Genomic DNA, 12,000 nt, shown 5'->3' with positions numbered 1-12,000 from the left:
CGAAGGCTGCTTTTCAGGAATAGGGTTGGACCATATCTTGTAAATTCTTGTACTCTCTGAATGCATGGGATCATTTTATGGCCTGTTAAGGAGAAAATTAATGTCTCTAATCCGACCTCTACGCGCTATAACGCTGGCATGCAGCACCTTGCTGTGCGGTCAGGCCGTAGCCGCCCAAATGGCCGATCAAATCTGGTTTGGCGGCGCCATTCTGACCATCAACGATGCACAGCCCAAGGTGCAGGCCGTTGCGGTCAAAGATGGCAAAATCCTGGCCCTGGGGTCATTGGATGACGTCAACGCGTTAAAAGACGATGCCACCAAAATGATCGACCTCAAAGGCAAAACCATGCTTCCGGGTTTTGTCGATGCGCATGGCCATGCGTTTATGATCGGTTTACAGGCTGTTTCCGCCAATTTGCTGGCACCGCCCGACGGCGAAGTGACGGATATTAGAAAGCTGCAAGCGGCGCTTGAAAGATGGGCGCAAAAGAATCAAAGTACGGTGAAAAGCGCCGGCATGATTTTGGGCTTTGGTTATGATGACGCCCAGCTTGCCGAGCAGCGTCACCCCACGCGTGAAGACCTCGATGCCGTATCTAAAGATATCCCCATTCTGGTGATTCATCAGTCGGGACATCTTGGGGTATTGAATAGCAAAGCCCTTGAGCTTGCCGGTATTTCTAGCAACACCAAGAACCCGGAAGGGGGCGTGATCCGCCGCGAGAAAGGGTCTCAACAACCTAATGGTGTGCTCGAAGAAGCCGCATTTTTCGGTGCATTAGCCAAACAGTTTGGCAAAATGACGGCGGAACAAGCGCAAGGCTTGTTTGTCGCGGGGACGCATTTGCTGGCGCAGTATGGCTACACCACCGGGCAAGAGGGTCGTGCAACGTCTACCATTGTCCCGCTCATGCAGGCTTCCGCTGCTGCCGGGAAGATACCTATCGACGTGGTGACCTACGTCGATGTGCTGCAAGATCGCGACTTTATCGGGAAAAGCGCTAGCAAGGATTACGTGGATGGCTTTCGGGTAGGTGGGGCGAAGCTAACTATCGATGGGTCGCCGCAAGGTTTTACAGCTTATCGCGACCGTCCCTATTACAAGCCCCCGCAGGGTTATCGTGCCGATTATCGCGGCTATTCGGCGGCTACGCCCGATCAGGTCTTTGACGCAATCGATTGGGCTTTCAAGAATAATATTCAGATCATCACCCATGCCAATGGCGAGGCCGCTTCCGATATGCTGCTTGCGGCTATAAAAACGGCCCGTGACAAGTATGGCGTGGCTGACCGACGTGCGGTATTGATTCATGGCCAATTTATGCGCAAAGACCAAGTTGCATTGCTTGACCAGCTCGACGTTTTTCCGTCGTTGTTCCCCATGCATACGTTTTATTGGGGCGATTGGCATCGGGATCGTACCGTTGGGCCAGAGCATGCCGATAATATTTCGCCTACCGGTTGGGTTCGTGAACGGGGCATGATGTTCTCGACGCATCATGATGCGCCAGTTGCCTTTCCCGATTCGATGCGCGTCTTGTCGGCGACGGTCACTCGACGTTCACGTTCAGGCGACATTTTGGGCCCTCACCAGCGCGTTGACGTGATGACAGCGCTTAAGGCCATGACGATCTGGCCGGCCTATCAGCACTTTGAAGAAGACAAAAAAGGCTCGTTGGCGCCAGGTAAACAGGCCGACTTTGTTGTTTTGTCCGAAGATCCTACGGCCATTGATCCTGAAAGGTTGACCGACATCAAAGTGTTGCAAACCATCAAGAAAGGGCAGGTGATTTTTGTGCGTGATGCTCAAACTACGGCTTCAAGTATGTCGGTCGCTATGGGTGATACGGTGTCCAGAATGTTGAAGGCGTGGGAGCATCATGAGGGTGAACAAAGTCATGCAGAGCATGCCCATGGCCCCGAGTTACTCATGGGAGCGATACTGTCTGGGCTGCAGCAGGCCAAATGAGCAGCGCCATAAATTTGGTTTGGCGCCGAGAAAATTACCGATGCTGCTCTGCAAAATAAAAAAGCGCCCTTAAAAGGCGCTTTTTTAATCTGGTTGGCGGAAGCGGTGAGATTCGAACTCACGAAGGGCGCAAACCCTTGCCGGTTTTCAAGACCGGTGCATTCAACCGCTCTGCCACGCTTCCGTATACTTGCCAACGCAAGGGCGCAAGTTTAGCCTATGCTGTTTCGATTGTCATCTTGGCGTTCACGTCGGTGCAGGGGCTAGCCTGTTAAGTAATATTGCAAAGGCGGGCGGGCTATAGGCCTGCGGCGTCAAACTGCACCACGTCAAGCCACACCAAAAGGAAACGCGCACCATGAAAGCTGTAGAAATTGTTCGCCCCGGCGGGCCAGAAGTGCTGGTGCTGACCGGCCGTCCTACGCCAGTGCCAGGCGCAGGCGAAGTTTTAATCAAGGTGGCCGCTGCGGGTATTAACCGTCCCGACGTGTTTCAGCGCGCTGGAAACTACCCGCCGCCGCCTGGTGCATCCGATTTACCTGGGCTTGAGGTCGCAGGCGAAATTGTGGGTGGTGACGCTGCCGCAGGCGGCTTTGCAATCGGTGATCGTGTGTGCGCATTGGTGGCGGGTGGTGGATATGCCGAATACTGTGTCGCCCCTGCGGTGCAGTGTTTGCCCGTTCCCGATGGCCTGACCGACATTGAAGCTGCTGGCTTGCCAGAGACTTATTTCACGGTATGGAGCAACGTTTTCGACCGCGGACGGCTGTCATCCGACGAAGCCTTGCTGGTGCATGGCGGCGCCAGTGGCATTGGCACTACGGCCATTCAGCTGGCCGTTGCGTTGGGGCATCGTGTCTATGCGACGGTGGGGTCAGATGAGCGCGTGAAGGCCGTCGAAGCTCTGGGGGCAACCGCCGGCATCAACTACCGTACGCAAGACTTTGTCGAGCGCATCAAGGCGCTGACCGACGGTAAGGGGGTGGACGTCATTCTGGATATGGTGGCTGGTGACTATATCGAACGTGATCTGAAGTGTTTGGCTGACGACGGGCGGATCGTTATTATCGCGCTGTTGGGCGGGCCTAAAGGTACGGTCGATTTCAATCAGGTGCTTCGACGTCGTCTTACGATTACCGGCTCGACACTTCGCCCGCGCCCAGTCAGTTTCAAGGGGCAAATTGCTCAGGCGCTTCGTGGCAAGGTTTGGCCACTGTTGGCCGCAAAAAAGATCAGGCCTGTAGTGCACGCCACGTTTCCACTGGCCCGAGCCGCTGATGCACATGCCCTCATGGAGTCGGGTGACCATATCGGCAAGATTGTTCTGACCGTCAATTGAGTGTTTGATCTATGCGGTTGCGGTTAAATCAGGCTACAATAGCGGGTTTTCTCGACTAAGCCTGTAGGCCCATGAATACGAATCAAGAACGCCAGCGCCTGGTAATTGGTAACTGGAAAATGAACGGCAACCTTGCCGATAACGCCCGTTTGCTGGGTAGTGTGCTAGAGGGCGTTGCCGGTGTCGGTGCGTGCTCGGTTGCTGTTTGTGTGCCGTTTCCGTATTTGGCGCAGGCGCAGGCCGCTTTGTCGGGTAGTGCAGTGTCTTGGGGTGCCCAAGACGTCAGCGTTCATGGTTCCGGCGCCTATACCGGCGAAGTCTCCGCTGCCATGCTCAACGACTTTGCTTGTCGTTGGGTGCTGGTGGGGCATTCTGAGCGACGTACGTATCACGCCGAAACCAACGAGCTGGTTGCGCAAAAAGCCAAAGTAGCCCTCGATGCGGGCTTGACGCCCGTCGTGTGCGTGGGCGAAACCCTGCAGCAACAAGCAGCCGGCGAAACGGCCCAGGTCATTACCAGCCAATTGGCGCCCGTGCTTGCCCTTGGCGCGCAAGCCGTGGCAAAAATGATCATTGCCTACGAGCCCGTTTGGGCAATTGGTACGGGGCTTACCGCCACGCCTCAACAGGCTCAAGATGTGCATGCGCTTATTCGTAAGTTGTTGTCTGAACTAGGCGTTGCGCAGGTGCAGGTACTGTACGGCGGGAGCGTTAAAGGCGCGAATGCGGCCAGTTTGTTTGCCATGCCCGACATCGATGGTGCGCTGGTTGGCGGCGCAGCGCTTGTTGCCGAAGAATTTCTTAGTATTGCGGCCGCTTAAAGGCCCGGAGTCATCACATGCAATGGTTGTCGTCCCTTCTTCTCGCGATTCAGGTTATTTCATCGCTGAGCATCATTATTCTGGTCTTGTTGCAACAAGGTAAGGGCGCCGACATGGGCTCTTCGTTCGGGGGTGGCTCGGCCGGCAGCCTGTTTGGTGCCACAGGTGCTGCTAACTTCCTGTCGCGTACTACCAAGTGGGCTGCGGTGGTGTTCTTTGCGTCTACCATCGGTTTGGCCTATGTGTCGCACCGCACGGGTGACTCCATCCTCGACACCGGTATTATGCAAGGCTATCAGCCCGAAACTGCCCCTGCCGCGGGTTCTGCCGTGCCCCAGGTCCCGGGTGCAGCGCCTGCAGCGGTGCCTTCAGCGCCGGGCTCGACGTCTTCTGCAGTACCTGCTGCGCCGGTCGATGGTGCCCAGCAAGCGCCTTCCACGGGTGGCTCTGCGGTGCCCGCCGCACCTGCCAGCGGCAATTAAACTGCGCAAGCAAATAAAATTTAAGCGTGCTATAATTGCGTGCTTTACAGTAGTACCAGTAGCAAAACAGCCGACGTGGTGGAATTGGTAGACACGCTATCTTGAGGGGGTAGTGGCGAGAGCTGTGCGAGTTCGAGTCTCGCCGTCGGCACCAAAAACAGTTAACCCGCATGTGTGCAAACCGTGCGGGTTTTTTGTTGTCTGTTGGATTTTTGCAAATGCAAATCGTTTACAATATCATTATTGTTTTATGATGTTGCCGCCGTTGGGTGGTGTGTTTGCAAAGGGAAAGCATGAAAAAAGTATTGGGTTCTTTGCTGGCTGTGTGCGCGCTGGTGGCTGCGCCTGCGGTTGGCGCGGCGCAGCCGGCGGCTGTGGTTAAAAACTATGCCGATATTGCGCAGGCCAACTACGAAGATGCGCTTGCGGGAGCACAGAAGCTGCAATTGGCCGTAGCGCAGCTTTTAAAGGCGCCCAGCCCCGGTACCCTGCAGTCAGCCCGCCAGGCCTGGATTGACGCGCGGGTGCCTTACCAGCAAACCGAAGCCTTTCGTTTTGGCAACCCAATTGTTGACGCCTGGGAAGGTGGCGTCAATGCTTGGCCGCTGGACGAAGGCATGATTGATTACGTCGACGCTTCCTATGGCACCGACTCTGACATAAATGCTTATTACGTCGTTAACGTTATTGCCAACCCTCAGCTTAAAATTGGCGGGAAAACAGTCGATGCAAGTCAGATTACGGCAGAGCTGTTGCGCGACGTTTTGCACGAAGCCGATGGTAATGAAGCCAACGTGGCAACGGGTTACCATGCTGTAGAGTTTTTGCTTTGGGGGCAAGACCTTAACGGCACGGGCCCGGCGCCTGCAGGCGCAACAGGTTCACCGCAAGCGCGCCACGCCGGTAATCGTCCCCACACCGATTTTGATCTGGCCAATTGCACGGGTGGTAACTGCGATCGGCGTGCCCGGTATTTAGAGGTCGTTACCCATATGTTGGTCGACGACCTGAAAGAAATGGTGTCGTATTGGCAGCCGGGCGGCAAGGCAAGGGAAGCTGTGCAAGCCGATGGAAAAGCGGGTTTGGTGGCCATGCTGACCGGGCTGGGTAGCCTGTCTTATGGCGAGCTTGCTGGCGAGCGGATCAAGCTAGGCTTGATCTTGCACGATTCCGAAGAAGAGCACGATTGTTTTTCCGACAATACGCACAATGCCCATTATTACAACCAAGTCGGCATGATGAATGTATATCTGGGGCGCTACGAGCGTACCGAGGGTGGCGCCGTCCAGGGGCCTTCGGTTAGCGACCTGGTGCAAGCCGTTAACCCGGCGCTCGACGAAGAAATGCGTGCTCGGTTGCAATCGACACTGGCCGCAATGGATGTCATGCGCGACCGTGCGCGCAACATTGAGACCTACGATCAGATGATTGCGCAAGGCAACGCAGAGGGCAATGCCGTTATTCAAGCTATTGTTGATCAGTTGGTTGCTCAAACCCGAACCATCGAGCGGGTGATCACTGCGCTTGATCTGGGTGGCGTTCAAATTGAAGGCTCTGACAGTCTCGATGCGCCCAGCGCAGTATTTCAATAGTTCTGCGTATATAGCGGCCCTTCGGGGCCGCGATTTCGTTCGGCAGAGCTGACGTAAAACTTAAATAAAGTAGGTCGTTATTGTGTTTGCTCGAAAGACATTGGGTAGGTGCGCTGCCCTGATTCTTATCTCAACCCTGGTGACAGGAACATTTAACCAAGGTGTGTTCGCCTCAGAGGCTGCATTGATGCCGCGCCCCGATTTATCTGAAACTGATCGGCAACGCGTGCTTACGGTTACGGCACCTACTGTCGACTTTTCTAAAGCCGAGGCGTTCGAGCAAATGCAGGGAGGTGCGGGTACAGTCGTCAAGCGTGTCAACGCCGACATTTTCTCTCATCCGGCGGCTAATTTAAGTTTCGAGGGGCGCCAGGAGTTCATGGTCGGAAATGGCGTGTTCCGAAAAGACTGGGTTTCATCGCCCGCGTCAACCCTGGCTTCTGATGGGTTGGGGCCTTTGTTTAACGCGCGGTCGTGCCAGGCTTGCCATGTTAAGGATGGCCGGGGTACTGTGCCCGGCCTCGACCCAGAAGATAAAAGCGAGGCGATGGCTTTGCTAATTCGTTTTGCACTGCCTTCCGGCGCGCCAGACCCGGTTTACGGGCGGCAGCTGCAGCCCTTTGCAGTGACGGGGCTCGCGGGCGAGGGGCGGCTGCGTATTGCTTATTCGCCAGTCAATATTGAATTGGCCGGGGGGGAGACCGTCGTGTTGCAACGCCCAGATTACACCATCGATGCGCTGGGCTACGGCCCCCTCGACCCTAACGTCAGATTGTCTGCGCGCTTGGCCCCGCCGATGCTGGGCTTAGGTTTGCTTGAGGCGATTCACCCCCAAGACATCCTTAAGAATATCGATACGCCGCAAACGCGCCGCGACGCGGTATCGGGTCGCCCCAACTGGGTGACTGACCCTGAGTCGGGCCAGAAGGTTCTTGGTCGCTTCGGCTGGAAGGCAGATCAGCCTTCCGTCAAGCGCCAGTCGGCTGAGGCGTTTTTTATGGACATGGGTTTGTCAACGCCGCTGCGCGAAGACCCTTATGGCGATTGCACAGCACAACAAGCGCCTTGCCGAACCTTGCCGCATGGTGTCCAAAAAGAGCAGGGTGATCACGAGGTGCCGGGAAATCTTATCGATTTCGTGACGGTGTATTCGTCGAACCTGGCGCTGCCTCAGCGGCGTGAGGTGTCCAGCCCAAAAGTGCTGGCTGGCAAGAAGCTGTTTTATGAAGCTAATTGTATTGCTTGCCATGTGCCCAAATACGTAACCCGCCGCGACGCGGCGCGCTCCGAACATCAGTTTCAGCTGATCTGGCCTTACACCGACATGTTGTTGCACGACATGGGCGAAGGATTGGCAGATGAGGATGGCAAAGAGACGCTGCAACGAGAGTGGCGCACGCCGCCGCTGTGGGGCATTGGCTTGACCAAGACCGTGAACCCCAATGCAACGTGGCTGCACGATGGTCGTGCACGCACACTACTCGAAGCGATTCTATGGCACGGCGGCGAGGCGCAGGCTGCGCGCGACAGGGTGGTCGCCATGTCTCCCGAAGATCGTGCCAATTTGATCCAGTTCCTGGAGTCTTTGTAATGAAATTCTTGTGTTTAGTGCCCTTGCGCTCAATGATGGCAGCGTGTGTTTTAGGCACCACGCTGGGGCTTTTGCCCAATGCGTCACAGGCCGACGAGGTGAATGAAGTTTCGGCAACACAGCGTGTTAATGTCGTTGACAACGCCGGGGCGGGTCAACGCTGGGCGGAGGCCTACATTCAACCGAGCTTTGCCACGTTGACCCATGCCGCCGGCAATTTGGTCAAAGAGATCCAGGGGATATGCGCGAACTCTGGACGAAGAGACGCAGCGCTTCTGGGTGAGGCTTTCAAAAATGTTGTCGACGCCTGGTCGCGTGTCCTGTTTTTGCGCTTTGGGCCCCTGGTTGAAGCCAACCGTTACGAGCGCATTAGTTTCTGGCCAGACGTGCGCAATGTGGGCGCGCGACAAATTCCCAAAATCATCGGGCAATACGAGGCGGGCCAGGCGCCCGAACTGTCGAAACAAAGCGTGGCGGTGCAGGGGTTGCCGGCGCTGGAATATGTGCTGTATCGCGAGGGTGGGCTGATTCAGGCCGTCGCTTTGGATAAGCCTTTCAGCAAAGTGATGAAGGCGCAGTGCGACTACGCAGCAGCAATTGCAGGCAATTTGGTCGCGACGGCTAATGAGCTGGAAAGCGCCTGGTCGGAGCAAGGCACTTACGGGAAAGCATTTAAGCAGCCAGGGCCAGCGGCGGCATATCGTAGTCTCGATGAGGTGTTGTCTGAAGGCATCAAAGCATTGGCTACGGGCCTGCAATTCACCAGCGACATTCAGATCAAGCCTGCGTTAACGTCGGGCAACTCGAAATTGCTGCCGTATTGGCGTAGTGATCAAACCCTCTCAGCCTTGCGGGCTGGCATCGTAGGGATGCGCGAGTTCATGGCGGCGGGTCAACTGAGCCTGGGTGAGCAGGCTTGGGCACAACAGCAGTTCTTAGCCGAACTGACACGTGCCGACGCTCTTTTGCAAGGGCCAGAAGATTTTGAGGCGGTTGCGTTAATACTCGACAATGCGCGTGCTTTGCTCGTGCAGGATATCGCGCCGGCGGCAGGTGTTGCTTTGGGCTTTAACGCGCTGGACGGTGATTGAGTTTGGTGCATGCTGCGCACGAGCCCTTGGGGTGGCCGCAAGCCGGCCAGTTTTGAGCGCGGGGTGCGCCGGCAATCGCAGGGAAAGAATATGAATACTATCGAGCGCCGCCTCTTTCTGAAACGCATGCTGAGTGCCGGGGTATGGGGCGGCAGCCTAGTGTGGGCTCCGGCGTTTTCCCGGGCGGCATCTTTGGCAACAAGCGGGCAAGGGCCAGGCTCCGCAATTGGCTCGGGTGCTCAGCTAACAGCGTCCGGGGTAATTAAACCGAAGGGCACGTTAGGAGAAGACCTGTATCTAGCTGCGCGACAGCGTGGGGCTCAGCACGAAATTGCGGTATTCGACGCGAATGGTCGAGTTGTTAAGACTGTGCCCATTCCCGACCGTGGCCACAGCTTTGCCATCGATGCAAACCATGAGCGTGTGGTTGCTTTTGGACGGCAGCCCGGCTTTTTCGCTATGTCTTTCAAGTTGGATGATAGCGACGGCCCGCCATCCAAGATTACCGCTGCGCTTGGTCGTCATTTTTTTGGTCATGGGGTGTTTTCGCCCGATGGTGGTCTATTGGCTGCTACCGAGAATGACTACGATGAGGGCCGAGGTGTGATTGGGCTGTATCAGCCCAATGCGCAAGGGCAGTGGCAACGCGTTGGCGAATGGTCAACGCATGGTATCGGTCCTCATGAAATGATCTTGATGCCCGATGGTCGCACCGTTTGCGTTGCCAATGGGGGGCTGCTGACGCATCCCGACTATGGCAAGCTTGTGCTTAATCGCGACAGTATGCAGCCTTCGCTGGTGTATATCGATTTACTTACCGGTGAGTTGCAAGAGCAGGTATTTGTTCCGTCGCCCTGGCAACAGCTTTCAATCCGGCACCTGACGCTGGACGCCGACGGCGTGGTCTGGTTTGGCGGGCAGTATGCAGGTCCCGCAACGCACTCGCCACCGTTGGTAGGTTACCACCGGCGTGGTCAGGTGCTTGCCTTTGCCCACCCCGGCGATAGTTCTTCAGGCGCCTGGCAGCCCCTGAAAAACTATGTAGGCTCATTAGCGTGCGATGAAAGCGGGCGCTTTATTGCGACTACCAGCCCCGTGGGAGGCGTTGCCATGTTCTGGGACGCGGCCAAGGCCGCGCGGGTTGGGGTGGCGCCGCTATTCGATGGTTGCGGTGTTGCGTGCGCACCTGGCGGTGGGTTCCTGATTAGCAGCGGGGCAGGGCAGTTATGTCATGTGTCGCTGGCCGGTGTCCTGCAAGACGGTGAGTCGTCGCCTGCTATTGATATCCAGCTTATTTCTAGTAGCGCCGAGGTGTCTTGGGATAACCACATGAGGCGGGTTCAAGCGTAGTGTCGTCTTTCAGCGTTGGCCAAATTATTGGTGGCGGGTGCATTATCTGACCGATGGGTTTGTACTGCATCGCTCGTCGAGCTACCTGTGCCTATTTGCGACATGGTTAACACGATGTAACGTTTGTCTAGGCATTCGCTGTCCAAAACCTATAGGCAATATCCCGTAGATCGTTGTTCTGTCGATGATTTTGCTGCAATGTGACAAAGATATTTCAGGTCATAAACAGACTGATCGGTTCGGTTTGTTTATATCAAAAAATATAAATGAAACAGTTAGTTAATCGTTTGTCTGCACTAAAAATCTATAAAAAAATTTAGTTTTTCGGTCAGCAAATGTTGCAAAAATGTTGCGGCAAATAAACCAAGGGTTAACCCTTGGTTTTGGGTGGTTTTTGCATCGCTTTGTTGTTTTATGACCACGCGTGACCCGAAATAAAACGTGTTTTTGTCATTCTCGATAGCAAGGTTGGCCGATTTTTGATGCAATAGCTACAACTTCCCACCGCGGAGTTAAACAAGGCGGCAGAGCACATAGACTTTGCCGCCGATTTACTCAAATCTACGGAGAATCACAAATGAAAAAGAGTCTGCTCACAGCCGCGCTGGTCGCTGGCTTTGCTGCAACAGCTGCTCAAGCTGAAACCTCGGTAACCCTGTACGGTATCGTTGATGGTGGTATCAACTACCAACAATTCAAAGGTACAACTTCTGCGGGTAACAGCTTCAAATCGAACTACACGGGTTTCGCAAGTGGCGTCAACTCGGGTAGCCGTTGGGGTCTGAAAGGTTCCGAAGATCTGGGTGATGGCCTGAAGGCTGTTTTCCAACTCGAAAGCGGTTTCGATCTGGGTACAGGTGAGTCGGGCCAGAACGTAACGGGCAATGAAACTCGTCTGTTCGGTCGTCAAGCTACTGTCGGTCTTCAGTCTGACGTATGGGGCTTGATCGAACTCGGTCGTCAAACCAACATCGCTTCCAAATACTTCGCCGGCGTAGCCAGTCCATTCGGTACTGATTTCGGCCAAGCCAACATTGGTTCGGCATTTAGTGCTGCAGGCAGCATGCGCTATGACAACATGGTCATGTACCAAACTCCCAAGTTTTCGGGTTTCCAATTTGGTTTGGGCTACTCCTTTAACGCTAACGGCTCGGGCACGCCTGACAACGCACAAGGTCAGCGTCAAGACCAGCGTGCTTGGACAACCGGTCTTCGTTATGAAAATGGCCCCTTGGCTGCTGCTCTGACATACGATCAGCTGAAAAACTCTGAGAACGGTCTGGCTAACCAGAGCGGCGTAACAGCTAAAGCTTGGGCCCTGGCTGTTAGCTACGACTTCGAGGTTGCGAAAGTTTATGCTGGTGGTGGTCAGACACGCAACGGTTGGTTCGCTGGCAACAGCTCGCTGATTGGCGCTGATTACGTTGACACATACGACGCAAGCTTGACTCCTTTTGGTTCGCGTAACTTCAACCAAGATCTGAAAGTTAATTCGTACACATTGGGCGTCAGCGCGCCCATCGGTGCGAACAGCATGATCATGGCTAGCTGGATGATGGCTGATCCTAGCAACGAAGGCGCCCGTAACTGGGGTAACGACAAGCAAAACGTATACAGCATTGGCTACACCTACAGCTTGTCTAAGCGCACCAACTTCTACGCTTTGGGTTCGTATGCCAATGGCGTAAACTTCCAAGACGACCTGAAAGCAACGCAAGTTGTTGCCGGTATCCGTCACCGCTTCTAATCGTGTCTGACACGG

9 protein-coding genes and 2 tRNA genes are annotated in these 12,000 nt (G+C 55.2%); 10 read left to right on the top strand and 1 reads right to left on the bottom strand.

The genetic code is table 11. From position 1 onward, the window contains the following. The first annotated feature begins 100 nt into the window (after window positions 1-100). Window positions 101-1,972, top strand: a complete 1,872-nt coding sequence (locus tag PuT2_RS00805) for an amidohydrolase (protein ID WP_093969129.1) — start codon at window positions 101-103, stop codon at window positions 1,970-1,972. A 94-nt stretch (window positions 1,973-2,066) separates the two neighbouring features. Here PuT2_RS00805 and PuT2_RS00800 read toward each other — a convergent pair. Then, window positions 2,067-2,156: transfer RNA gene (locus PuT2_RS00800), tRNA-Ser, on the bottom strand. 174 nt (window positions 2,157-2,330) lie between these two features. Here PuT2_RS00800 and PuT2_RS00795 point away from each other — a divergent pair. The 9 genes from PuT2_RS00795 (at window position 2,331) to PuT2_RS00750 (ending at window position 11,985) form a co-directional block, all read left to right on the top strand. Then, window positions 2,331-3,311, top strand: coding sequence for an NAD(P)H-quinone oxidoreductase (locus PuT2_RS00795; RefSeq protein WP_093969128.1), 981 nt, complete (start codon window positions 2,331-2,333; stop codon window positions 3,309-3,311). 71 nt (window positions 3,312-3,382) lie between these two features. Beyond that, on the top strand, window positions 3,383-4,132 hold the full coding sequence (gene tpiA / locus PuT2_RS00790; protein WP_093969127.1) for a triose-phosphate isomerase: 750 nt from the start codon (window positions 3,383-3,385) through the stop codon (window positions 4,130-4,132). A gap of 17 nt (window positions 4,133-4,149) precedes the next feature. Beyond that, window positions 4,150-4,614: a preprotein translocase subunit SecG gene (secG, locus tag PuT2_RS00785; RefSeq protein WP_093969126.1), complete on the top strand. Its 465-nt coding sequence runs from the start codon at window positions 4,150-4,152 to the stop codon at window positions 4,612-4,614. A gap of 69 nt (window positions 4,615-4,683) precedes the next feature. Further along, window positions 4,684-4,768 (top strand) — tRNA-Leu (locus PuT2_RS00780). A gap of 139 nt (window positions 4,769-4,907) precedes the next feature. Then, entirely contained in the window at window positions 4,908-6,206 is a 1,299-nt protein-coding gene (locus PuT2_RS00775) for an imelysin family protein (protein WP_093969125.1), read from the top strand. Window positions 6,207-6,393: 187 nt separating this feature from the next. Further along, window positions 6,394-7,797 (top strand): di-heme oxidoredictase family protein, encoded by a 1,404-nt coding sequence (locus PuT2_RS00770; protein WP_093969124.1) that lies wholly within the window; start codon window positions 6,394-6,396, stop codon window positions 7,795-7,797. Further along, window positions 7,797-8,888: an imelysin family protein gene (locus PuT2_RS00765; RefSeq protein ID WP_158213990.1), complete on the top strand. Its 1,092-nt coding sequence runs from the start codon at window positions 7,797-7,799 to the stop codon at window positions 8,886-8,888. The genes PuT2_RS00770 and PuT2_RS00765 overlap by 1 nt, the downstream gene beginning before the upstream one ends. Window positions 8,889-8,978: 90 nt before the next feature. Continuing rightward, entirely contained in the window at window positions 8,979-10,238 is a 1,260-nt protein-coding gene (locus PuT2_RS00760; RefSeq protein ID WP_254046908.1) for a DUF1513 domain-containing protein, read from the top strand. Between the two features lie 577 nt (window positions 10,239-10,815). Beyond that, on the top strand, window positions 10,816-11,985 hold the full coding sequence (locus PuT2_RS00750; RefSeq protein WP_093969121.1) for a porin: 1,170 nt from the start codon (window positions 10,816-10,818) through the stop codon (window positions 11,983-11,985). Window positions 11,986-12,000 lie beyond the last annotated feature (15 nt).

The organism is Pusillimonas sp. T2, assembly GCF_002236805.1.
Taxonomy (GTDB): domain Bacteria; phylum Pseudomonadota; class Gammaproteobacteria; order Burkholderiales; family Burkholderiaceae_B; genus Neopusillimonas.
This window is presented reverse-complemented; position numbering and strand designations above follow the sequence as displayed.